Source organism: Bradyrhizobium sp. CCGB01, assembly GCF_024199795.1.
Lineage (GTDB): Bacteria > Pseudomonadota > Alphaproteobacteria > Rhizobiales > Xanthobacteraceae > Bradyrhizobium.
The window spans coordinates 7,463,273-7,485,123 of record NZ_JANADK010000001.1 but is presented as its reverse complement, the minus strand read 5'-3'; the positions used below and the strand labels follow the sequence as shown (position 1 = coordinate 7,485,123).

Below are 21,851 nucleotides of genomic sequence, written 5' to 3'. Positions count from 1 at the left end.
CTTGGCGCGGTGCCGCGGTCTTCTTCTCGGTTTTGCCTACGCCACTGGGGCAAACAATGGCGCTGGCATCCCAGGCTTGCACGCCGAAAACGTTTGACTAAATCCCCCATCTCTATGGGTACGGAAGATTGACCAGGTCACGCGAGATGCCGCGTACTCGACACGAGCAGCTTGTCTCTCGGAACTGTTGACGACTAAGCGGTGCGAAAAAGTGGCTCACTTTCGGTAGCGAGGCAAACGGCTTGGCGCCAAGATCAATGGCAAAAAGGAGGTACTCCCTCTGGAGAGCTGGTCCACAGGACCGATCCGGGTGGTAGATATTCGCGGTGCATGACGTGCGAGCCTGGCCGGGACTTCCAAAGCCCGGCAAGCGGGCACGCGAACAGGATCTTCTCGGCAGGATCTTCTCGGAAAGGGCGGGTCATGTGCAGCCACACGATTACAGCCTTGGTGGCTGGTTTTGCCTGGGTTATCGCGAGTGGACTTGCGGCGCCGGCGCAGGCTCAAGTCGATCCGCTAAAGCCCGTCCTTCGGGATGTTGCGCCAAAGCCGATCGGAAAGGTCGTGGCCGTCACGGGGTCGGTCACGATCGAGCACGACGGTGCGGTCGTCGTCCAGGCGAACCTTCCCGATCAGGCCGCTCAAACCAAGGCCGGCGATGTCGTGTATCTGCGCGACGTGGTGCGAACCGAGACGGACAGCCGCGTCAGCATCAACTTCATCGATGGCTCGTCGTTCAACCTGTCGAGCAACGCGCGTATGACTTTGGACGAGTACGTGTATGAGCCGGCTGGAAAGTCCAACTCCTCGTTTTTCAATCTGACCAAGGGAACGGCCACATTCGTTGCCGGCCAGGTCGCGAAGACCGGCGACATGAAGGTCGATACGCCCGTTGCAACGATGGGAATCCGGGGCACCACGCCGCACATCGAAATTTCGGATGACGGCGGGGTCAAGTTTTCGACGCTCATCGAAGAGGGCAAGAGCAAATTGCTCAAGAAGAACGGCACCACCACGGCGCGGCAGCCCCAGGAGACCGGTCCCAGGATGAAGATCTGCCGAGGCTGCTGAAGCGATCTTCAAGGCGGGCATCTTGTCCCTGTCGCGGCATGCGAAGCATCCAGGGCGGTGTTCGCCCATCAGCGAGGCTTGACACGGACATGACCATGAGGGCCGCCATCGTCGATAGCGTCGCGCCTGTTCTCGTCTTGCTGTTGCTCGGTTCACCGGTGGCCGCGCAGGAGCCGCAGAAAAGCGGCCGCCTCAAGAACATTGAGCAGTGCAATGGTGCGGACCGCGTCCCGGCCCAGGTCCGGATCGCCGGCTGTGCGGCGCTCATCAATTCGGGTGATATCAGGGCGGACGCGCTGGCTGTGGCCTACAACAATCGTGGCAACGCTTATAGCGCGGCAGCGGAGTACGACCGTGCGATCGCCGATTTCGATCGCGCGATCGAGCTTGCGTCAGGTTACGTCAAGCCGGTGAATAATCGCGGCGTGGCCTATTTGAGGAAAGGAGCCTATGACGACGCGATTAAGGCTTTCGATGAGGCAATCAAGCTCAAACCCGGCTATGCCGGCGCTTTCGCCAACCGCGCGGTGGCCCACCTGAAATTGAACCAGTACGATCGGGCCGCGCGGGATTTCGACGAGGCGATCCGCCTCGATCCGGATTTGACGCTGGCATGGAGCGGACGCTGCTGGACCCGGGCGGTCACCGGTGATCTGCAGGCGGGGCTCGACGACTGCGACAGGGCGATCAAGTCGGGACCGAACGATGCCGCGGCATACGACTCACGTGCGCTGATCCGCCTGAAGATGGGTCAACTGGCCGCGGCCATTGACGACTACGATTCGGCGTTGCGCCTGGCACCGGGCCAGGCAGGCGCGCTTTATGGACGCGGACTGGCCAAACTCAGGCAGGGTGACAAAGCGGGCGGCGATCGGGACGTCTCGGCCGCAAGGCTCATCGAGGCCAAGGTCGGCGACGAGTTCGCCCGCCGAGGCGTGCAGTGACGTCCTGGCCGGCGGGCTCGACGCTCGCTGCGTCAAGCCCCCGGTCCCGCGTCGAATGCCCCTCCGACGCCTGCTCTCCAGAGCCTGCTAGACGTTCGAGCCGTGGATGGCGTCGATCACCGCGTCGGTGACTTCCTTCGTCGTCGCCTTGCCGCCGACGTCGGGCGTCAGCACGCCGGCCGCGCAGACGCGCTCGACCGCCGCCATCAGCCGCACGGCTGCGTCCTTCTCGCCGAGATGCTCGAGCATCTGCGCGCCGGTCCAGAACGTCGCGACGGGATTGGCGATGCCCTTGCCGGTGATGTCGAAGGCCGAACCGTGGATCGGCTCGAACATCGAGGGGAAGCGGCGCTGCGGATCGATGTTGCCGGTCGGCGCCACGCCGAGGCTGCCGGCGAGCGCGCCGGCGAGGTCGGACAGGATATCGGCGTGAAGGTTGGTCGCGACGATGGTGTCGAGGCTCTTCGGATGCAGCGTCATGCGCACCGTCATGGCGTCGACCAGCATCTTGTCCCAGGTGACGTCGGGGAACTCGCCGGCGACTTCGGCGGCGATCTCGTCCCACATCACCATGCCATGGCGTTGCGCGTTCGACTTGGTCACGACCGTCAGCAGCTTGCGCGGACGCGACTGCGCGAGCTGGAACGCGTAACGCATGATCCGCGTCACGCCGACGCGGGTGAACACCGCGACTTCCGTGCCGACCTCTTCCGGCAGGCCCTTGTGGGCGCGGCCGCCCATGCCGGCATATTCGCCTTCCGAGTTCTCGCGCACGATCACCCAGTCGAGATCGCCGACGCCGACATTGCGCAGCGGCGAGGCGACGCCGGGCAAAATCTTGGTCGGTCGCACATTGGCGTATTGGTCAAAGCCCTGGCAGATCGGCAGGCGCAGGCCCCACAGCGTGATGTGGTCGGGCACATCAGGCGCGCCGACCGCGCCGAAATAGATCGCGTCGAACTTCTTGAGCTCGGCAAGTCCGTCGGCCGGCATCATGACGCCGTGCTTCTTGTAATAGTCCGAGCCCCAGTCGAAGGTCTTGACGCTGAAGGCGAGGTCGCCGCTGCGCTTTGCGAGAGCCTCCAGCACGCGAACGCCGGCCGAGATGACCTCGGGGCCGATGCCGTCGGCGGGAATGGCTGCGATCGAGTGAGTGCGCATGAAGATGCTCCGTTTGGGATGTCAGTGGGATTGCGGGACGGGTTCGACGGGCGCGGTCTGCGCGCGCGACAATAGCAGGGTCAGGACCGCGGAGAGAACGAGCAGCCCGCTGACGAAATACAAACCGCCGACGAAGCTGCCGGTCTGGTCCTTGATCCAGCCGATCATGGCGGGCCCGACGAAGCCGCCGAGATTGCCGATCGAGTTGATGGTGGCGATGCCGGCTGCGGCCGCGGGGCCTGACAGGAACAGCGTCGGCATGCTCCACAGCGGCGGCTTTGCCGAGGAGATGCCGATATTGACCAGCGCCAGCGCGACCAGCACGGCGACGACACCGGCCGCGAGGCCGGCATAGGCGAGGCCTGCTGCGGCGATCAGGCAGGCCCACACGACATGCCAGGTGCGCTCGCCGGTCCGGTCCGAATGTCGCGCCCACAGGATCATGGCGACGACGGCGGCGGTTGCCGGCAGTGCGTTGAGGAAGCCGACCTGGAGCGAGGACAGACCGAACTGCTTGATGATCTGCGGCGCCCAGACCCCGAGCGTGTAGAGGCCGGCCGAGGTGCCGAAATAGATCAGCGACAGTGCCAGCACCCGCGGATCGGCGAGCCCGCGCCAGATGCTGTGGCTCGCGGTCGCAGCCTTGCTGGTGGTCTCCACGTTCATGGTCTCGACCAGCCAGCGGCGCTCGTCGTCCGCGAGCCATTTCGCCTTCTCGGGGCGGTCGGTCAGGAAGCCCAGCACGACGAAGCCGAGCAGCACGGCCGGCAGCGCCTCCAGCACGAACAGCCACTGCCAGCCCTTGAAGCCGAACAGGCCGTCCATCTCCAGCAGCGCGCCCGAGATCGGCGAGCCCAGCACGGTCGAGAGCGGCGCCGCCGCCATGAACAGCGCGGTCACCGCGGCGCGCTGGCGTGCCGGGAACCAGTAGGAGAGATAGAGGATGATACCGGGGAAGAAGCCGGCTTCGGCGACACCGAGCAGGAAGCGCAGGATGTAGAAACTCGTCGCGCCCTGCACGAACGCCATCGCCGCCGACACGAGGCCCCAGGTGATCATCACCCGCGCGATCCAGATCCGCGCGCCGATCTTGTGCAGGATGATGTTGGAGGGCACCTCGAACAGGAAATAGCCCCAGAAGAAGATGCCGGCGCCGAAACCGTAGACCGCGGGAGAGAGGCCGATGTCCTTGTTCATCGTCAGCGAGGCGAACCCGATGTTGACGCGGTCGATGAAGGCCACGAAGTACAGCAGCATGATGAAGGGAACGATGCGCCAGGTGATCTTGCGCAGCACGCGCGTCTGAATCTCGCTCGCCACCCTGGCCTCCCTGAAATTCGGTTTCATTGTGTCGGCGGACCCCGGAGGTCCACGCCGGCAGCGAGCCTAGGCGGGGGCAGCAGGCATACTCAATTGGCGCTGGTTTATACAAAAAAATGATATAATCCTCGCGGGTCGAGACGAAAGGACCTTGAATGGAATTGCATCAGCTCCGATGCTTCGTGGCGGCGGCCGAGCAGCTGCATTTCGGGCATGCGGCGCAGCAGCTCCAGATGCTGCCCTCGGCGCTCGGCCGGCAGATCAGGCTGTTGGAGGAGGATCTGGGCACGCGGTTGTTCGCGCGGACGACGCGGGCGGTGTCACTCACGGACGACGGCACGGCGCTATTACGCGATGCACGCGCGATCCTCGCCAAGGTCGAGGCCGTCGAGAGTAATCTGCGCAACCGCTCGCGTGCGGGGGCCGCGCGACGGCTCCGGGTCGGCGCCATCGACAGCGCGGCGGCCGGACTTCTGCCGCCACTGCTGCGCGATTTCCGCGACAAGCATCCCGATATCGCGGTGCAGCTGCTGGAGGACAAGACCGTCCGGCTGCTGCCGAGGATCCTCACCGGCGCGCTCGATCTCGCCTTCGTCCGCCCGCCGGTTCAGCCGGACAAGCGGCTCGAATTCCGCGACCTGCTCCAGGAGACCGCCATCGTCGCGTTCCCGCAGCGGCACGCGCTGGCGGAACGCAAGTCGATCACGCTGGCGCAGATCGCCGACGAGGCGATGCTGGTGCCAGACCGCCGCTCGCGGCCGCACAGCCACGACCTCACGATCAAGCTGTTCGAGCAGGCCGGGCTGACTCCGCGCATCGTGCAGGTCGCCGACGAAAAGCAGACCATCATCAACCTGGTCGCAACCAAGCTCGGCGTTGCCATCGTGCCGCGCTGGACCACGCGGGTGGCGGTGACGGGCGTGCGCTTCGTGCCGCTCCGGCCGAAGCAGAGCGGTCCGGTCGGCCGGCTGCCGCTCGCGGCGGCATGGTTGCGCGGCTCGCGCGATCCGGCCCGCGATGCCATGCTGGCGGTGCTGGAGGCGCGCCTGCGCAGCTATGCGCGGGAGGCGTGAGCGGTTATGACATTGGCCTGGCGAGAAGGTGGGACGCGATGACTGGACAGAAAGCTTCGAACGAATTGCGGGTTGCCATCGCAGGCCTCGGCTCGATCGGCACCAAGATCGCAACCGCCCTCGATCAGGGCATCGAGGGGTTGACGCTATCGGCCGTCGCGGTGCGCGATCTCGCCAAGCATCAGGCGTTCATCAGCGGTCTGCGCCGTCCGCCGCAGATCATGCCGATCGACCAGCTCGGCGACGCCGCCGACATCGTGGTCGAATGCGCGCCGAGCAATCATCTGCGTTCGATCGTCGAGCCCGCGGTGAAGCGCGGCAAGGCCGCGGTCGTCGTCAGCGTCGGCGGGCTGCTCGATAATTTCGATCTCGTCGATCTCGCGCGCGCCAATGGCGGCCGCATCATCGTTCCAACCGGCGCGCTGATCGGGCTCGATGCCGTCAACGCCGCCGCCGTGGGCACTATTCATTCGGTGAAGATGGTCACGCGCAAGCCGATCGACGGCTTGAAGGGCGCGCCGTTCATCGTCGAGAACAACATCGACATCGATAATCTGCGCGAGCCGCTCAAGCTGTTCGAAGGATCTGCGCGCGAAGCGGCGAAGGGTTTTCCCGCCAACGTCAATGTCGCGGTTGCGCTGTCGCTGGCGGGCATCGGGCCGGATCGCACCCAGATGCAGGTCTGGGCCGATCCCACCGTGACGCGCAACGTTCATCGCATCGAGGTCGAGGCTGATTCCGCGCGGTTCTCGATGGGCATCGAGAACGTCCCGTCCGAAAATCCCAAGACCGGCATGATCACCGCGCTGTCCGTGATCGCGCTGCTGCGCAAGCAGCGCGCCACGTTGTGTGTCGGGACGTAATTTTTACGCGCCCGTGACGCGCCAGATCACGTTGCCGACGTCGTCTGCCATCAGCAGCGACTTCTTGTCGGGGCCGATCACGACGCCGACCGGACGGCCGTAGGATTCCTTCTCGTCCGGGGACAGGAAGCCCGACAGGATGTCGCGACCGGGGCCGGACGGGCGGCCGTTCTCGAACGGAATGAACACCAGCTTGTAGCCGGACAGCTTGCTGCGGTTCCACGAGCCGTGCTGGCCGATCACCATGCCGTCCCCGAAGCCGGGCAGGGTCCCTGCCGGCATCCAGCACAGGCCGAGCGAGGCGGTATGGCCGCCCAGCGCGTAGTCCGGTTGAATCGCCTTGGCGACCATCGCCGGATCCTGCGGCACGCGGTCGTCCACCGTCTTGCCCCAGTAGCAATAGGGCCAGCCATAGAAGCCGCCGTCGCGCACCGAGGTGAGATAGTCCGGCGGCGTCTCGTCGCCGAGGCCGTCGCGCTCGTTGACGACGGTCCAGAGCACGTTCGTGGTTGGCTCCCAGGCAAGGCCAACCGGGTTGCGCAGTCCGGCACCGAAAATGCGATGCGTGCCGGCGGTGAGATCGAGCTCGTAGACCGCGGCGCGGCCTTCTTCGACCTCCATGCCCATCTCGGCGATGTTGCTGAGCGAGCCGACGCCGGCATACAGCTTCTTGCCGTCCTGGCTTGCCAGAAGACTGCGGGTCCAGTGGCCGCTCGGCTTGAACGTCGTGAGCCGCTTGCCTGGCGCGGTGATGCGGTCGGCGTTCGCGACATAGGGGAAGGCCATCACGCCGTCGGTGTTGCCGACATAGAAGGTGTCGCCGACCAGCGCCATGCCGAACGGCTGGCTGAGGTTTTCCATGAACGCGCCGCGATGCTCCGCGACGCCGTCGCCGTCCTTGTCGCGCAGCAGCGTGATGCGGTTGGCGGACACGCCGAGCGCCGCGGCGCGCCGCATCGTCGCCTGCATCGCATAGTGAAACACCGATCTCGGCGCGCCGGCGATCTGCGTCGCCTCCGCGATCAGCACGTCGCCATTCGGCAGCACCTCGATCCAGCGCGGATGGTCGAGCCCGGCCGCGAACGCATTGACCTTGAGCCCGGAGGCGACCGTCGGCTTCTGCCCCTCGCTCCAGCCGCGCGCCGTCGGCATCTTCAGGGTCGGGATGGCGCCTTGTGGTTTCGCCTCGGGAATGGCGGGCGTCTGGCCCCAGGCCGGCGCGGGCACGGTGCCCGAGAGCTTCCGCCATTGCAGCGCGATGCCGCCGAGGAGCGCAACGAATTGCGCGAAGATGCTGGAAAAAGTCATGAGAAGCCCCTGTCGAACCCTTAAGGCACAGTCCAACACCGGATCGCCCAAAGCCCCGCGCGGGCTCAGGCCTGATCGTCGACCTCTCCAGATCCACGATGTCTAGTCGTCGTGCCTCGTTGCGCGCGCATCCAACTGGTTGGCGGTAAAAAGGTCAACCGCCTGGGAACGCGATGGACGTCTATTCCCTTGGAATGGCAGCCGATCAAATTTGCATGGAGGTGCGAGGGCTGTTCGTGGCGGACTGGTCCAAGCGCGCCAACCCATCTCCGTCATCCTGAGGCGCCGGAGCGAAGCAGAGGCCTCGAAGGATGCGCGGTCCCGGCTATCGCCCGTCGGCGGCGATCGGGCAGAAGAACGCTTATGGAGCCGAAAGCGCTTTTGGCGCGAGCCCCTGTTCCTCCGCTAGGTATGGACATTGCTGACTGATTTTGCATGCCTTGCCCGCCGCGCGCAGTCGCGACATCTCCAAGCATGCAACTGTTTAACCATCCGTTAACCATACCTACTCATGATACTGCTCGTATGTGTGTTCGCGATGAGCTTGATCGGCATGGCGCAGCGTGGTTCCAGAGCGCCAGTTGGAGGGGATGAGGGCGTCCTGAGCTTTCCCTCACCGCTGGCACCAGACAAGGGAGCAACAGCTCTCGATCTGGTATATCAAGCGGCCGATGTCTTCCGCGATATGGAGAAGCACGCCCGCGAGACCGAAGCTCGTGCCCAATCACTTTGCACGAGCGCCTTAGAAAGATTGCGGCTGGCCGAAGTGCGAGCGGAAGCCGCGGAGCGGGCGCAGCGTGAACTCACCGTCACCACCGAACGTAAGTTGCAGGATGCTTGCCGAGCGCTGGAGCAAGCCCAGTGCTGCATTGAAGCTCAGAAGGACAAGCTGACGGCCGTGGAGCTTCGCGCCCAAGTTGCGGAAGCTCAAGCGCGACAAGCCAAGGAAGCGCTCGCGCTCGTTGAAGAGGCCATTCGCAAGCGTCTGCTTTGCGCAAGCCCGCATGCCGATGGCACGTTGGCAGCGGTAGCCTGACCAATTGCGACTGCAATGGCTCACTGGTGCGCGGGCAGGCGCGGAGCGGGCGAACTCACCCTGCTGTGAGCCTGGCGGGAGCCAACGCATTCAGCATTTGAAATCGGGCGGGATGGGGTTCGGCCCAAAGAGGGGCCGGTGCAGCCTGAGAGGCTCATTTTCCTTACGGGACAACACGCTGCGTTACCCGCGCGCGCCAAATTCCAATGACAGAGCCAGACGATAACGAACTATTAACCATGTTGGGATATCTGGAGAATTGGGCACTCGGGGCGCGTGTGCTGGCTTGCGGGCCAGCCGGTAGCGTAGGCGTGGACCCATGGCCCTTGACCCGGAAGAGCTCGTTACCCTGACAAATCACGGCTCGATGAAACTGCACGCGGCAGTATCGCGCGCGATGGCGTTGCTACCCAAGGAACGCAAGCGGACGACAATCGTCCGCGAGGGTGAACCGGCGATCCTGAATTTCGAGCAGATCAAAAACCTTGCGGCGCAGTGGCACGAACGGCTCGCGCCAATCGACTGACTAGTTTCGCTGTGCGGCCCCCGCGCCTCCCAAAGAGGCGGCGAGTGCACGGTCCCGTCGCCTTTCTGTAAGCATGAGCTTGATGCCGGTAGCCGCATGCGGATTACCGTTCGTTGCGACCGGCCTCCACGAGGGCTGCCGAGATTTCTCGCAGCGCCGACCGCCGTTTTGTCGTACCCGCGCGACGCTTGGCTTTCCGCTTCCCCGTTAAGATTTCATTAACCCTACGAGAGCAAGTCTTTTGGCCGGGGCCGGGCGGATCATTCGCAAGGAAAATCCCATGCCAAATCTGGAAGAGGCAATTCGCGAGCGCGCCTACCACCTCTGGGTCGCCGATGGTCAACCCGACGGAAAGGCGGAAGTCCATTGGATGCATGCTCAATACGAAATTCTCGCGGCGTCAGTTGCAAGCCCTGCCGCCGCTGACATTGCAGTGACAAAACCCGCCAGGAGGGCGCGATCCCCGAAAAAGCAAAACTCGCGCTGACTGGTCCAGCGCGAGGACCTGCGCCATTCGCAATCCGGTCGGCGGACTGCCGGTTGTCGTTCATCCAACGATGCGGGAATTGGCAGCCTCGCTAACCCAAACTTCTTCGAGAGGAACAGACAACAAGACCTGGACTATTTGTTGGGGTGGCAGTTCAATTGGCATTGGTTGATCGAGCCGGTTTCTCGCACCATCCAGCGCCGAGAGCGACGAGCGCCGACCTGACCAGAGCCGATGGCAACCAGTGTCCGACGGGACCAGTGTCCGTAAGGCCAGCGTCAAAGAGGCCAGGGTCCAGAAGGCCAGCGTAAAGCGAGCATCAACCCTGCAGGCAGCCCGCCAAGTCTGCTCGCAGCCAAACTTGGCAAGACACAGCAAAGCTTTTGCTAACGAAGAACCTTTGAAGCGTTTGGGACCATCGGTCGCTCCGATGGTCCCTTCTCATTGTGTTGCCATTGGCGCGAGACATCGCGTGGCTGTCGCTTACGCGTTCACCACGCGATCGATGCGCGGAACGCTATTTGATCGTCGCGTGCACAGTGATTACCGACGTGCCGGAAGCCGTCGGGCCCTGACCCGTTGCTCTGACGGCAAAAGTATCGCTCCCCTTATATTTGGCCTTCGTCTTGTACTCGAACGTAGACAGGTTGAGCCTTTTCAGCTTGCCGTGTGACGGCTTTTGAGAGATGTCCGCGCTACTCAAGGTGCCGCGCATCTTGATCGGAAATTGGCAACTTCCACCGGACGTGAGGTCAATGTCGGCCGTCGAGTTCTCGCCCCAATCCGCTAGTGTCCCTGAGATTGAGCATTCAGAAGCGGCCCCCGCCCGAGATACGGACAGTAGGCTTGGACAGCTAGCAACAAGCGCCAACGCAGCGACCTTTGACAACTGCATGATAGGCTCTCCGCAGTGTTGTCAGTTTACGGACATCGCTCCTCTGGCACCCCGGCTAGGCGGATGCCCTCGCAGATCTGCTCTCGTCCGGCGAGATATTTCGTATTGTCGCTTGCTTGGATGACAAGCAAGCGCTTGGATCGAGCGCAAGTCCCACACTAGCAGTAACGTCGTGCAGAGAAAGCGGACGGCAGGGACTGCGCCTTCGGGACGCTTCAGCGCGGCGACAAAAACGGAATGATCATCGGCACCCGGCGGCAATAGGCGCCGTAGGCGTCTTCGCCGAGCTCCTTGGACAGGAACACCTCTTCCATCCGGCCCTTCTGCCACATGCCGAGCGAGATCAGGATGGCGCCGAGGATCGTCGTCACCAGGCCGATCGCAACGCCGGTCACCAGCATGCCGAAGATCAACCCGGTGTAGATCGGGTGCCGCACGAAACCGTAGGGTCCGGTATCGATGACGCGATGGTCTTCCTTGTGGGTGATGGTGTTGGACCAGAATTTTCCGAGATGCAGCCGGCCCCACCAGGCGAAGGCGATGCCGGCGACCGAGAGCAGCGCGGCGATGGCGATGCCGGTGTTGCCGAGCACCCAGAGGGGCTTCAAGCCCAGGATCTCCGCAATAAAAGGCGTGTACAGGATGCCGCCGACCAGGATCGGCAGGCGATATTGCTGCGACTCCAGCGTCATGACCTGCTTCTGCGTCCGTCCCTGCCAGAACGAGGCGCCGACCCAGCTGGCGAGAAAGGCGACCCAGATCAGGGCCAGAAGTTCGGTCGGCCAGGTCGTGGTCCAGCCACCCCAGGCCACGGAGAGAAGCTTGCTGAAATCGAAGGACATGAAGGTTCTTTGCGTTAGGCGGCGGCCTTAGCCCGCGCGCGAGGAGAGCGCGTGATGCTTGATGGCGCCGGAGGGCTGCTGGCCATTGCGGGCGAGCAGATGGGTGATGGTTTCACGCAGCACGGGTTCGATCGGGCGCGGCGAGTAGCCGAGCTCGGTGCGCGCCTTGCCGATCGAGAGGTCGCTTGCGGCCAGTGCGATGCGCACACCCTCGGCGGTGCCGTTGGGCGGCCGGCGCGTGATGCGATCGGAGATGGATTCGAGCATGATCGCGGACAGCTCGGCGATCTTGCCGGGCACGACGACCGGGAACTGGCGGCGGCCGCTCATTGCCGACATCATCCGCAGGATGTTGCCGAGCGGAACGCAATCGCCGCCGAGGATGTAGCGCTGGCCGAGGCGGCCGCGCTCCATGGTCAGCACGAGGCCCATCGCGACATCGCGCACGTCGACGAGGTTGACCAGGAAGTTGAGATGCGGCTGCACCTTCTTCTGGAGGAAGTACCAGAGCATCGCCGTCGGCGGCGTCAGATTGTGGTCGGCTGCGCCGATCGGCATGGTCGGCGTGCCGATCACGAGCGGGAAGCCCGCGGCCGCGGCCTTCGCGGCGTGATGCTCGGCGAGTGACTTCGAGCGCGTATAGGCGCCGGGCATAGCATCGGCCGGCTGCAGCGCCTCTTCGGCGGCAACGCCATTGAGGTTGGAATAGCGGAACAGGATCGATTCCGTCGAGCAGTGCAGGAAGCGCGACACGCCGCGCTTCATCGCGGCTGCGAGCACGACCTCGGTGCCGCGGCAATTGACGTCGTGGAAGTCCTGCTTGTTGGCGACCCACATGCCGGGCAGGCCGGCGAGGTGATAGACCTGATCGACGCCCGCGACCGCCGCATCGACGGCGGCGGCGTCGAGCACCGAACCGTGCACATGTTCAACGTCGGCGTTCGCCGCGGCCGGCGGACGAACATCGAGAACCCGCACCCGCTGCCCACGGGCGCGGAGCGCTTCTACGAGATGATGTCCGATGAAGCCGCTGCCACCGGTAACCAGTACGAGAGCCATGCAGAAGGTTTGCTGTTTCGCTTCTAGAGCTATCGGGTTGAAAGGGAATTGGTCGGAAGAGGCGCCAGAATCGCGGCAAGGTCGCGACGGAAGCCCAATGCAATGAATAATTTCGCCATGACAAACATCGGTCCAAGCAGGAAATGCGTGGGGTGGTCGACCATCGACGGCTGCCGTTCCTCGAAAACCTTGTGGCCCACGATCTGCGCCGCGACGCCAATGCCGATCAGCACCGCAAAAATCGACCACATCATGACGATCGAGACCTGATTGCCGATCGCGGTTGCGACCGAAAGCAGCACGATCATCGCGGCGAGGATGCCGAGCCCGACCCCGGCGTCCAGCATCAGCCAGTACGCCAGCACCGGCAGGGCCAGAATCACCGCCAGGCTCACCTCGATCCCGAAGACGGGGAAATGCACGAGGGTCAGCGGCAGCACGGCGCCGGTGAAGAGCAGGAGGATACCGACCACGTGCATCGCGCAGTTCCAGGGATCGCGATGATATTCGACGTAGTCGGCCAGTTGGCGTTGAAAATAACTGGCCATCTCGGTCTCGTGCAGCATGGGGTCGGGAAGGGCGAGAACAGGCTATAGCACCTGATAGGGCAGTGCACAAACCGGCCCGCGTGTCGCGCAAAGCATGGCTGTTGCGCTTCCGACAGGTTGCAAAACGGTCAGGACTTCAAGGGGTTCCGCCGGCTGCCGAAGCGCTCCCGCTCAGCGCTTCTTGGCGGGCTTTTTCGCCGCAGGTGCAGGCGCCGCGGCCGGATGCGCGGGCGCCTCCTCCGGCAGCTTTGCGTAGGTCAGGATTTGCAGTTGGCCGTTGGCGGCCGAGGTCGGCTTGGCCCGGTCGAGAAACTGCTCCTCGCCGAGGCCGATCGGATGCAGCCGCTTGGTCGAGATCTTGAACGTGTTCACCAGCACGTCGCGGATCGCGTCGGCGCGGCGCTGGCTCAGGATCGCGTTGGCCTCGCGCGTCTTCGAATTTGATTCGACATGGCCGACGATCAGGAAGGTGTAGGGCAGCAGCGACGAATGAACCAGCGCGTCCGCGATGCGGCCGACGGTCTGGTAGGAGGCGGGCTGGATGATCGGCGTGTCGGCGTCGAACTGGATTTGCGCGTTGAAGGCGGGCAGGTTGGCCAGGTCAGGCGCGATGAGCGGCCGGTTCACCGGACCGGGATCGTTCTTGATCCTGGCCTTGGCACGCTCCATCACCTGCTGCTTGAGCGCGGGAAGATCGACCTCGGCGGCCTGCTCGAAATGGTTGAGCTTGCCGACGATGTCGTCGCGGGTCGGCGCCGCCGTCTGCGCGCTTGCTGCGCTCGCGAGCAGGGCCAGGCTGAGCGTGACGGCAATTCTGGACACGCGCATCAGCGATACCCCGCGTCGTCGACGGCCTTCAGGCAGTTGTTGCTGATGCCCTTGGGCGTCGAGACCAGGCAGGGAATCGACTTGCTGGTCTCCTTGGTCGAGCCGCCGCAGACCTTGACGATCTCGCGCTGACAGGCATTCGCCACCGTGACGCGCGCGGCGACGCGCTTCTGGATGGCGTCGAAGGCGCCGAGATAGTCGCTCGCGCATTGCTGGGAGAGCACGTCGCGGTTGCGCGACAGGCACTCCTTCAGGCGGGTCGAGTCCGGGTTGACGCCGCGGCAATTGGCGACGATTTCCGCACCGCAGCTCTTGGCCAGCAGCCCGATCGAATCGCCAAAGCTCATGGTCTCCGCCGCCGCAAGCGACGGCATCCCCAATGCCAGCAAGATCAGTGTGATGGAGCCCCGGACCATGGGTGCATCTGATACGGGGAAGTTCGCGGTGGTCAAGGGCTGTTCGGACCAGAACCGTCGAACGGTCGGCCAGTGCGGCGAACAGTCCTCACTCGGTGTCGGCGAGGGGAGGCCATTCGATCAGGGCGACCGTGTGTTTGCTGAGGTCGTCGGCAAATTCAGGATCGGCCTTGAGCTGGTCCAGCGTCCGCGGCGGGGGAAGCTGGCGGCCGTCCGCGATCAGCTCCTGCGCATAGAACGCGAGTGCCTCGGGCGCACTCTCCAGGGCCTCGTCGAGATCGTCGCCGCCGGAAATGCAGCCGGGCAGGTCGGGAAACCACAAGCTGACGGCGTCGTCCGGGTCCGCGTCCTCGATGATGGCAACGTACTGAGCCATATCGGGCCTCAGGCCCGTTGCACAAAGCTGTCCACGACCTTCTTCTCGCCGGCCTTGTCGAAGGCGATGGTGAGCTTGTTGCCGTCGATCTTGGTGACGCGGCCGTAGCCGAATTTCTGGTGGAAGACCCGGTCGGAGAGTGAGAATTCTGACGTCGTCCCGGTGGATTTCGCGACCAGCTCGCCCTCGATCGTCAGCGGACCGCGGCGGCGCGAGGAGAAGCTGCCGAAATCGGGTCCGGATGATGAGGAAGACGAGAATGTCGAGCCTTCTTCCTCGAAACCACCGCTTCTGTCGCCGCCGCCGCTGCGGCCGCCACCACGATTACGGTTGGCCTGGGCGCGCTGCCAGCCCGGCGTCGAATAGGTCGAGCCGAACGCCTCCATGTCGTCGAAACGCGAGGCGCCATAGCCGCCGGTGCCGCCCCAGGCCGAGCCGCCCTTGGATTCCGTGATCTCGACATTGGCGGCCGGCAATTCGTCGAGGAAGCGCGACGGGATCGTGGTCGACCAGGTGCCATGGATCCGGCGGTTGGTCGCGAAATAGATCATCGCGCGGCGCCGTGCCCTGGTCAGGCCGACATGGCCGAGCCGGCGCTCTTCTTCCAGCCCCGCGCGGCCCTGTTCGTCCAGCGTGCGCTGGCTCGGGAACAGGCCTTCCTCCCAGCCGGGCAGGAACACGTTGTCGAATTCGAGCCCCTTGGCCGAGTGCAGAGTCATCAGCGATACCGCGTCCTCGTCGGCCCCGCTATCGCGGTCCATCACCAGCGAGATGTGCTCCAGAAACCCTTGCAGGTTCTCGAACTCCTCCATCGAGCGCACCAGCTCCTTGAGGTTTTCCAGCCGGCCCGCGGCGTCCGCCGAACGGTCCTTCTGCCACATCTCGGTATAGCCGCTCTCGTCGAGCACGATCTGGGCAAGGTCCGTGTGCGCGGTGACCTCGCGCTGGGCGCGCCAGCGGTCGAACTGGGCGACGACGTCGCGCAAGGACCCGCGCGCCTTCGGCTTCAGCTCGTCGGTCTCGACCACCGCGCGTGCCGCCTCGAACAGCGGAATGCGGCGCTTGCGGGCGTGGTCGTGCAGCATCTGCACGGTGGCGTCGCCAAGGCCGCGCTTGGGCACGTTGACGATGCGCTCGAAGGCGAGGTCGTCGGCTGGCGAATTGATGACGCGCAGATAAGCCAGTGCGTCGCGGATTTCGGCGCGTTCGTAGAAGCGCGGGCCGCCGATCACGCGATAGGGCAGGCCGAGCGTGACGAAGCGGTCTTCGAACTCGCGCATCTGGTAGGACGCGCGCACCAGGATCGCGACCTCGTTGAGCTTTTCGCCCTTGCGCTGGATCTGCTCGATCTCCTCGCCGATGCCGCGGGCTTCCTCTTCTGAATCCCACGAGCCCGTCACCGTGACCTTCTCGCCGTCATGGTCCTCGGTGCGCAGCGTCTTGCCGAGCCGGCCTTCGTTATGCGCGATCAGATGCGAGGCGGCGGCAAGGATGTGGCCGGTCGAACGGTAGTTGCGCTCGAGGCGGATCACCTTGGCGCCGGGAAAATCGTGGTCGAAGCGCAGGATGTTGTCGACCTCGGCGCCCCGCCAGCCATAGATCGACTGGTCGTCGTCGCCGACGCAGCAGATGTTTTTGGTGGGACCCTTCTGCTCCCTCGCCCCGCTTGCGGGGAGAGGGTCGGGGTGAGGGGGAGTCTCGGCGAGCTCGGTGCTTGGAGAGTCCCCCTCACCCGCCGCGCTCTGGCGCGCAATTGCGCTGCCGAGCGCGTCGGCCTCTCCCCGCAAGCGGGGAGAGGCGAAGGACGGAGAGGCCGGCGCCTGCGACAGCAGCCGCAGCCACAGATACTGCGCGACGTTGGTGTCCTGATATTCGTCGACCAGGATGAATTTGAAGCGCTGCTGGTATTGCCGCAAGATATCCGGATGCTCGCGGAAGATGCGGATGTCTTCCAGCAGCAGATCGCCGAAATCGGCGGCGTTCAAAATCTTCAGCCGCTCCTGGTAGCTCGCATAGAGCTTGCCGCCCTTGCCGTTGGCGAAGACGGCGGCTTCGCCGGACGGCACCTGCGAGGGCGTCAGGCCGCGGTTCTTCCAGCCGTCGATCAGGCCGGCCAGCATGCGCGCCGGCCAGCGCTTGTCGTCGATGTTGTCGGCCTGCAGCAGCTGCTTGAGCAGACGAACCTGATCATCGGTGTCGAGCACGGTGAAGTTCGACTTGAGCTGCGCCAGCTCGGCATGGGTGCGCAGGATGCGGCCGCCGATGGAGTGGAAGGTGCCGAGCCACGGCATGCCTTCGACCGCGTGGCCGAGCATCTGGCCGAGCCGGTGCTTCATCTCGCGCGCGGCCTTGTTGGTGAAGGTCACCGACAGGATCTCGGCGGGGCGGGCGCGACCCTGGCTGAGGATGTGGGCGATGCGCGTGGTCAGCACACGCGTCTTGCCGGTGCCGGCGCCGGCCAGCACCAGAACCGGGCCGTCCAGCGTCTCCACGGCCTCGCGCTGCTCGGGATTGAGCCCCGACAGATATTTCGGGCCCACCGAGGCGCGCGCACGCGCGGCGATGCCGCCGGCCGCGGGCTGGTGGTCGGGGACGCTCTGGGACGTGATCTTGCTCGGCTCGGTCATGCGAATCATTTGGCCCCACGTTGGCACCGCGGGGTGGCGGGAGGGAGCCTTCTTAACAGGGATTGGTGCCTATATGGGGCGCCGGGGCGGGGTTTTCCACGTGCGCGGCGGGCCGATTTGTTCCAGCGAGAAGCGCGAATTTCACCGTTCTACGTGCCGGAACCATCGTTCCCGCGTCGAGATTGTCTGGGCAGGTGGCGCGGCAGCCGCGCCGACGCAAGAACAGACATCAAGACGAGGATTTGACCATGCTAGGCTGGGTTGTGACGTTTCTGGTTATCGCACTGATCGCCGGCATTCTGGGCTTCGGCGGCATCGCCGGCGCCTCGATCGAGATCGCCAAGATCATCTTCTTCATCGCGGTCGTACTGTTCCTGGTCTCGGCCGTGGTCGGCCTCGCCCGCGGCCGCAACAGGGTATAGCGTATCAGTCCCTCATGGTGAGGAGCGCGAAGCGCGTCTCCCGGACGATGCTTCGCACCGCCTAGAGAACCATGAAGGCCCGACTGTGGCCTTGCATCCTTCGAGACGCCCGCTTCGCGGGCTCCTCAGGATGAGGCGTTGAAGTGGATCATGCACTACCGCTTCGGGGGCATCGCCACGTTCCGGCCGATGCCCTCGGGCCGCGGCACGGCGCTGTGGGTCCCGACGACGGCCGCAATGCGCTGCCGGATATCCGGCGGAAAGGCCGCCACCTTTCGCGATCCCATGTCGATGTGAAGCGACATGTTTTCCGAGGTCGCCGATAGCCAGCCTTCGGTCGCGTGCCGCAACTCCTGGAACGTGTGCAGCCGCTTGTCGTCGGCTTCGAGCAGCCAGACCGACACCTGCACGGGATCGCCGAGGTGGATTTCGCGCAAATACCGCACATGGCATTCGGCAGTGAAGGTCGAGCCGCCCCGCTCCTTCATGTAGCCCGGCCCGATCCCGAGCTGTAACCACATCTGGTCGATCGCGCGGTCGAACATCACGTTGTAATAGGCCATGTTGAGGTGGCCGTTATAGTCGATCCATTGCGGCTCGATCTGCATGATCGAGGCGCGGAACGGTTCGGCAGCGGCGGTCTCCGGCATGTGTCCTTCCTGCTATGCGTCCGGTCGCTTGACTTGACCGGTGAGATGTCCTTTGCCACGGTTCTTCTGTCGGGAGGAATGTCCGTGGGTACGACCATCACCAATAATCCGCCGCGGCCGGAGCCGAAAGCCCTCGCAAGCGCGCTGGAGCAGCTTGCCGCACGCTTCGGCAACCGCCTCATCACCTCGCAGGCCGTGCGCGAGCAGCACGGCCATACCACCACATGGATCGTCAACCAGCCGCCTGATGGCGTGGTGATGGCGCAGGAGACCGCCGACATCCAGGACGTGGTGCGGATCTGCGCCAAAAACGGCGTCCCCGTCATTCCCTTCGGCACCGGCACCTCGCTCGAGGGCCAGGTCAACGCGCCGGCCGGCGGCATCTCGATCGACCTGCGCGACATGAACAAGGTGCTCGCGGTGCATGCCGAGGACCTCGATTGCGTGATCCAACCCGGCGTCACCCGCAAGGCGCTGAACGAGCATCTGCGCGACCAGGGCCTGTTCTTTCCGATCGACCCCGGCGCGGATGCTTCGCTCGGCGGCATGGCCTCGACCCGCGCCTCCGGCACCAATGCGGTGCGCTACGGCACCATGCGCGACAGCGTGCTGGCGCTGAAGGTGGTGCGCGGCGACGGCGAGATCATCACCACAGGCACGCGCGCCAAGAAATCATCCGCCGGCTACGACCTGACGCATCTGTTCGTCGGCGCCGAAGGCACGCTCGGCATCATCTCCGAGCTGACCATTCGCCTCCGCGGCATCCCCGATACGATCGCGGCCGGCGCGGTGTCGTTCGAGACCGTGCACGGGGCCTGTCAGGCCGTCATCCTGGCGATCCAGACCGGCATTCCCGTGGCGCGCATCGAACTGCTCAACGCCGCGCAGGTGAAAGCCTGCAACGCCTATTCGAAGCTGACGTTGCCGGAGACGCCGCTGCTGCTGATGGAATTCCACGGCAGCGAGGTCGAGGTCGGCGAGCAGTCCAAGGCCTTCGGTGAGATCGCCAAGGACTGTGGCGGCGGCGACTTCTCCTGGACCACCAAGCCGGAGGATCGCACGAAACTGTGGCAGGCGCGGCACGATGCTTATTGGTCGGTGAAGGCGCTGCGGCCCGGCGACAGCATCGGCGTGGTTGCAACCGACGTCTGCGTGCCGATCTCGCGGCTCGCCGATTGCGTCAGCGAGACCGAGGAAGACCTCAAGCGCCTCAATTTGCTGTCGCCGATCGTCGGCCATGTCGGCGACGGCAATTTCCACTGCTCGCTGGTCTGCGACACCAACGATGCCGGCGAGATGGCGCGCGGCGAGGAGTTCATGCATCGCCTGGTCGAGCGCGCGCAGGCGATGGACGGCACCTGCACCGGCGAGCACGGCATCGGCCAGGGCAAGCAGAAATATCTCAAGGCGGAACTCGGACCCGAAGCGCTCGACGCGATGCGGGCGCTGAAGAAAGCGCTCGATCCGCTCAACATCTTCAATCCCGGCAAGATCGTGCCGGAAGGCTAGCGTGGCCTGCCGCGTCGCGGTTGCGGAACTTTCGGCAGCCGGGCTGGTTCCAATTCCCGACAATTTCCGATGCCTTATTGGCGCGGCTTTGCGGGAGGATGCGATGTTGCGACCGATCGTTGGAATTGCCGTGATGGCGCTTGCCTGCATGCTGGCCGGTACGGCTCTGGGCAAGGGCGGGCACGGTGGCGGCCATGGTGGCGGGCATGGCGGTGGCCATCACGGCGGTGGTGGTCATCACGGAGGTGGTCATCACGGCGGTGGCCATTTTGGCCATCATGGCTTCGGACACGCGCATGGCGGCGGGCATCATGGCGGGCGGTTCGCAGCCGGCGCCCGACGTGGTGGCCCGAACTTCGGTCAGATCCGCAATGCCGGCGTCCGTCCCGCGCATTTCCGCAATGCCCTCAACGCGCACTCCGCCGCCTTCCGCAACGGCCGGCTGATGAGCAATCCGGGGGTGCGGGCGCAGATCGCGGCCGCTGCCGCGCTCGCCGGCTGGCATGGCGCAAGCAGCGGATGGTGGCAACATACGGGCGGCGGCTACGGCTGGGTCGGGCCGCTGTTCTGGCCGTTCGCCTATAACGACCTCTACGACTACACGATCTGGGGCGACGGCCTCGGCTTCTGGGGCTACGGCTATCCGGACATCTATGCCGGCATCTTCGGGCCCTATGGCTATGACGGCCTCTCGGCCTATCTGCCGCAACGTTCGCAAGGACGACGGCAAGCGCGAGGCGTCGCGCTCGATCAGCTCTGCGGCAGCGACCGCCGCGACATCGTCGGTCTGCCGATCGACCAGATCGCAGCCGCCGTGCAGCCGACGGACGCGCAAGGCGCAAGCCTCGACGATCTCGGCAATGCCTCGATCGACGCCGCAGGGCTGATCCGCGCGTCCTGTCCGGTGCAGGTCGCGGCGACGGCGCCCGGTCGGCTCGCGGCGATGCAGCAGCGCGTCGAGGCGATGGAGAAAGCCGTCGATCTCGTTCAGCCCGCACTGGATAAATTCTATGGCTCGCTCACCGACGAGCAGAAGGCGCGCTTCAATGCGCTGGCCGAGGATCAGCGCCGCGCGACGGCTTCCAGCAATGCCGGTGGATCGCTGGTCCAGACTTGCGGAGCATCTGCCGCACTCGATTGGCCCGGCGCCGACATCGAGGCGAGGCTTCACCCCGACGACACCCAGCGCGCTGCGCTGCAGGTGCTCCAGGATACCAGCGCCAAGGTCAGCGCATCGCTCAAGGCGGCCTGTCAGCCCAACGACGTGATGACGCCGCCGGCGCGCATGGTCGCGATCCGCAAGCGGCTCGATGTGATGCTGAACGGCGTCAAATCGGTTCGCGCGGCGCTGGAGGATTTCTACGCCACGCTGAATGACGAGCAGAAGGCGCAGTTCGAGGCCATCGGGCCGAGGCGCACGTCCTGAGCGCGCGGCAAGCCAGGCATGGCGGAAAAAACCGGATCGCCGATCTCGATCTTGTCCAATATTGTGCGCGCGTCTTGAAGACCACGGGTGGGGGGACGATGAAGTGGTTTGCGAGGCCGAAGCCGGCGGATGTTTGGGACGAGCCCCCTCAGGGCCCGCTCGGCGACATCGAGGCCGCCGAGCGCATCCGCGCGATCTGTGACGCCGCAGCCGTCAGCGCGGCAGGTTCGGCGCGCAACGACACGCGCGAAAGCGAGCGGTACGAGCGCGCGGCCAAGGTGGCGATGGAAATCGCGATGAAGATCTCGGATGGATTGATGCGCGACGCCGCCGTCCATCGCATCGTCGATCTCTGCATGAGGGCGGACGACATCAAGACCGCGCAGATCCTGTTTCGGGCGATCCATGCCAGCTGGATCCGTGAGACCGTGCAGCGGGACCATCCCACGCTGGCCTAGGGGCGT

At 64.8% G+C, this 21,851-nt stretch carries 22 protein-coding genes; 11 read left to right on the top strand and 11 right to left on the bottom strand.

The features are described from left to right. The first annotated feature begins 564 nt into the window (after positions 1–564). Both NLM25_RS35240 and NLM25_RS35235 read left to right on the top strand, forming a co-directional pair. The gene (locus tag NLM25_RS35240) at positions 565–1,071 is read left to right on the top strand and encodes a FecR family protein (protein WP_254139937.1); all 507 of its coding nucleotides are present in this window, start codon (positions 565–567) and stop codon (positions 1,069–1,071) included. Between the two features lie 95 nt (positions 1,072–1,166). Continuing rightward, complete coding sequence (locus NLM25_RS35235) at positions 1,167–2,015, top strand: tetratricopeptide repeat protein (protein ID WP_309143635.1); 849 nt, start codon at positions 1,167–1,169, stop codon at positions 2,013–2,015. Positions 2,016–2,102: 87 nt separating this feature from the next. Here the strand turns inward: NLM25_RS35235 and NLM25_RS35230 are convergent, their stop codons facing one another. Then, positions 2,103–3,176, bottom strand: coding sequence for a tartrate dehydrogenase (locus NLM25_RS35230; RefSeq protein WP_254139935.1), 1,074 nt, complete (start codon positions 3,174–3,176; stop codon positions 2,103–2,105). 21 nt (positions 3,177–3,197) lie between these two features. Beyond that, positions 3,198–4,496 (bottom strand): MFS transporter, encoded by a 1,299-nt coding sequence (locus NLM25_RS35225; protein ID WP_254139934.1) that lies wholly within the window; start codon positions 4,494–4,496, stop codon positions 3,198–3,200. Positions 4,497–4,651: 155 nt separating this feature from the next. On the opposite strand from NLM25_RS35225, the gene NLM25_RS35220 reads away from it, so the two are divergent. Both NLM25_RS35220 and NLM25_RS35215 read left to right on the top strand, forming a co-directional pair. Further along, positions 4,652–5,569 (top strand): LysR family transcriptional regulator, encoded by a 918-nt coding sequence (locus tag NLM25_RS35220; RefSeq protein ID WP_254139933.1) that lies wholly within the window; start codon positions 4,652–4,654, stop codon positions 5,567–5,569. Positions 5,570–5,607: 38 nt separating this feature from the next. Continuing rightward, entirely contained in the window at positions 5,608–6,432 is an 825-nt protein-coding gene (locus NLM25_RS35215; RefSeq protein WP_254139932.1) for an aspartate dehydrogenase, read from the top strand. Between the two features lie 3 nt (positions 6,433–6,435). Here the strand turns inward: NLM25_RS35215 and NLM25_RS35210 are convergent, their stop codons facing one another. After that, entirely contained in the window at positions 6,436–7,740 is a 1,305-nt protein-coding gene (locus tag NLM25_RS35210; protein ID WP_254139931.1) for a sorbosone dehydrogenase family protein, read from the bottom strand. Positions 7,741–8,251: 511 nt separating this feature from the next. Here NLM25_RS35210 and NLM25_RS35205 point away from each other — a divergent pair. The 3 genes from NLM25_RS35205 to NLM25_RS35195 all read left to right on the top strand — a co-directional run bounded on the left by NLM25_RS35205 (position 8,252) and on the right by NLM25_RS35195 (position 9,789). Continuing rightward, positions 8,252–8,776, top strand: coding sequence for a hypothetical protein (locus tag NLM25_RS35205; RefSeq protein ID WP_254122442.1), 525 nt, complete (start codon positions 8,252–8,254; stop codon positions 8,774–8,776). 319 nt (positions 8,777–9,095) lie between these two features. Further along, positions 9,096–9,302 (top strand): hypothetical protein, encoded by a 207-nt coding sequence (locus tag NLM25_RS35200; RefSeq protein WP_254122441.1) that lies wholly within the window; start codon positions 9,096–9,098, stop codon positions 9,300–9,302. Positions 9,303–9,582: 280 nt separating this feature from the next. Further along, positions 9,583–9,789: a DUF2934 domain-containing protein gene (locus tag NLM25_RS35195; RefSeq protein WP_254122440.1), complete on the top strand. Its 207-nt coding sequence runs from the start codon at positions 9,583–9,585 to the stop codon at positions 9,787–9,789. A 1,110-nt stretch (positions 9,790–10,899) separates the two neighbouring features. Here NLM25_RS35195 and NLM25_RS35190 read toward each other — a convergent pair. From NLM25_RS35190 to NLM25_RS35160, 7 genes are all read right to left on the bottom strand, one after another. Then, positions 10,900–11,526 carry an isoprenylcysteine carboxylmethyltransferase family protein gene (locus tag NLM25_RS35190; RefSeq protein WP_254122439.1) on the bottom strand — a complete coding sequence of 209 codons (627 nt, stop codon included), beginning with the start codon at positions 11,524–11,526 and terminating at the stop codon, positions 10,900–10,902. Positions 11,527–11,553: 27 nt separating this feature from the next. Continuing rightward, a complete protein-coding gene (locus tag NLM25_RS35185) occupies positions 11,554–12,585 on the bottom strand; it encodes an NAD-dependent epimerase/dehydratase family protein (RefSeq protein ID WP_254139930.1) in 1,032 nt (343 codons plus the stop codon). A gap of 29 nt (positions 12,586–12,614) precedes the next feature. After that, complete coding sequence (locus NLM25_RS35180; RefSeq protein ID WP_254139929.1) at positions 12,615–13,151, bottom strand: DUF962 domain-containing protein; 537 nt, start codon at positions 13,149–13,151, stop codon at positions 12,615–12,617. Positions 13,152–13,304: 153 nt separating this feature from the next. Then, positions 13,305–13,961: an OmpA family protein gene (locus NLM25_RS35175; RefSeq protein ID WP_254139928.1), complete on the bottom strand. Its 657-nt coding sequence runs from the start codon at positions 13,959–13,961 to the stop codon at positions 13,305–13,307. Next, positions 13,961–14,377 carry a hypothetical protein gene (locus tag NLM25_RS35170; RefSeq protein ID WP_028145495.1) on the bottom strand — a complete coding sequence of 139 codons (417 nt, stop codon included), beginning with the start codon at positions 14,375–14,377 and terminating at the stop codon, positions 13,961–13,963. Before NLM25_RS35170 ends, NLM25_RS35175 begins: the two co-directional genes overlap by 1 nt. Positions 14,378–14,465: 88 nt before the next feature. After that, a complete protein-coding gene (locus NLM25_RS35165) occupies positions 14,466–14,753 on the bottom strand; it encodes a type II toxin-antitoxin system HicB family antitoxin (RefSeq protein ID WP_254139927.1) in 288 nt (95 codons plus the stop codon). An 8-nt stretch (positions 14,754–14,761) separates the two neighbouring features. After that, on the bottom strand, positions 14,762–17,389 hold the full coding sequence (locus tag NLM25_RS35160) for an ATP-dependent helicase (protein ID WP_254139926.1): 2,628 nt from the start codon (positions 17,387–17,389) through the stop codon (positions 14,762–14,764). A gap of 239 nt (positions 17,390–17,628) precedes the next feature. On the opposite strand from NLM25_RS35160, the gene NLM25_RS35155 reads away from it, so the two are divergent. Further along, positions 17,629–17,802 carry a DUF1328 domain-containing protein gene (locus NLM25_RS35155; protein WP_018319670.1) on the top strand — a complete coding sequence of 58 codons (174 nt, stop codon included), beginning with the start codon at positions 17,629–17,631 and terminating at the stop codon, positions 17,800–17,802. Between the two features lie 155 nt (positions 17,803–17,957). Here NLM25_RS35155 and NLM25_RS35150 read toward each other — a convergent pair whose 3' ends face one another. Next, on the bottom strand, positions 17,958–18,452 hold the full coding sequence (locus NLM25_RS35150) for a thioesterase family protein (RefSeq protein ID WP_254139925.1): 495 nt from the start codon (positions 18,450–18,452) through the stop codon (positions 17,958–17,960). Positions 18,453–18,536: 84 nt separating this feature from the next. Between NLM25_RS35150 and NLM25_RS35145 the strand changes: the two genes are divergently transcribed. The 3 genes from NLM25_RS35145 to NLM25_RS35135 all read left to right on the top strand — a co-directional run bounded on the left by NLM25_RS35145 (position 18,537) and on the right by NLM25_RS35135 (position 21,845). Then, on the top strand, positions 18,537–19,961 hold the full coding sequence (locus NLM25_RS35145) for an FAD-binding oxidoreductase (protein WP_254139924.1): 1,425 nt from the start codon (positions 18,537–18,539) through the stop codon (positions 19,959–19,961). Between the two features lie 103 nt (positions 19,962–20,064). Further along, positions 20,065–21,387: a Spy/CpxP family protein refolding chaperone gene (locus NLM25_RS35140; protein WP_254139923.1), complete on the top strand. Its 1,323-nt coding sequence runs from the start codon at positions 20,065–20,067 to the stop codon at positions 21,385–21,387. A gap of 98 nt (positions 21,388–21,485) precedes the next feature. Beyond that, entirely contained in the window at positions 21,486–21,845 is a 360-nt protein-coding gene (locus NLM25_RS35135; RefSeq protein WP_254139922.1) for a hypothetical protein, read from the top strand. Positions 21,846–21,851: the final 6 nt, after the last annotated feature.

Bases quoted from the DNA above. Each gene is read 5' to 3' on its own strand.
- NLM25_RS35235 (WP_309143635.1), top strand. From the start codon at position 1,167: ATGAGGGCCGCCATCGTCGATAGCGTCGCGCCTGTTCTCGTCTTGCTG.
- NLM25_RS35230 (WP_254139935.1), bottom strand. From the start codon at position 3,176: ATGCGCACTCACTCGATCGCAGCCATTCCCGCCGACGGCATCGGCCCC.
- NLM25_RS35220 (WP_254139933.1), top strand. From the start codon at position 4,652: ATGGAATTGCATCAGCTCCGATGCTTCGTGGCGGCGGCCGAGCAGCTG.
- NLM25_RS35215 (WP_254139932.1), top strand. From the start codon at position 5,608: ATGACTGGACAGAAAGCTTCGAACGAATTGCGGGTTGCCATCGCAGGC.
- NLM25_RS35210 (WP_254139931.1), bottom strand. From the start codon at position 7,740: ATGACTTTTTCCAGCATCTTCGCGCAATTCGTTGCGCTCCTCGGCGGC.
- NLM25_RS35205 (WP_254122442.1), top strand. From the start codon at position 8,252: ATGATACTGCTCGTATGTGTGTTCGCGATGAGCTTGATCGGCATGGCG.
- NLM25_RS35200 (WP_254122441.1), top strand. From the start codon at position 9,096: ATGGCCCTTGACCCGGAAGAGCTCGTTACCCTGACAAATCACGGCTCG.
- NLM25_RS35195 (WP_254122440.1), top strand. From the start codon at position 9,583: ATGCCAAATCTGGAAGAGGCAATTCGCGAGCGCGCCTACCACCTCTGG.
- NLM25_RS35190 (WP_254122439.1), bottom strand. From the start codon at position 11,526: ATGTCCTTCGATTTCAGCAAGCTTCTCTCCGTGGCCTGGGGTGGCTGG.
- NLM25_RS35185 (WP_254139930.1), bottom strand. From the start codon at position 12,585: ATGGCTCTCGTACTGGTTACCGGTGGCAGCGGCTTCATCGGACATCAT.
- NLM25_RS35180 (WP_254139929.1), bottom strand. From the start codon at position 13,151: ATGCTGCACGAGACCGAGATGGCCAGTTATTTTCAACGCCAACTGGCC.
- NLM25_RS35175 (WP_254139928.1), bottom strand. From the start codon at position 13,961: ATGCGCGTGTCCAGAATTGCCGTCACGCTCAGCCTGGCCCTGCTCGCG.
- NLM25_RS35170 (WP_028145495.1), bottom strand. From the start codon at position 14,377: ATGGTCCGGGGCTCCATCACACTGATCTTGCTGGCATTGGGGATGCCG.
- NLM25_RS35165 (WP_254139927.1), bottom strand. From the start codon at position 14,753: ATGGCTCAGTACGTTGCCATCATCGAGGACGCGGACCCGGACGACGCC.
- NLM25_RS35160 (WP_254139926.1), bottom strand. From the start codon at position 17,389: ATGATTCGCATGACCGAGCCGAGCAAGATCACGTCCCAGAGCGTCCCC.
- NLM25_RS35155 (WP_018319670.1), top strand. From the start codon at position 17,629: ATGCTAGGCTGGGTTGTGACGTTTCTGGTTATCGCACTGATCGCCGGC.
- NLM25_RS35150 (WP_254139925.1), bottom strand. From the start codon at position 18,452: ATGCCGGAGACCGCCGCTGCCGAACCGTTCCGCGCCTCGATCATGCAG.
- NLM25_RS35140 (WP_254139923.1), top strand. From the start codon at position 20,065: ATGTTGCGACCGATCGTTGGAATTGCCGTGATGGCGCTTGCCTGCATG.
- NLM25_RS35135 (WP_254139922.1), top strand. From the start codon at position 21,486: ATGAAGTGGTTTGCGAGGCCGAAGCCGGCGGATGTTTGGGACGAGCCC.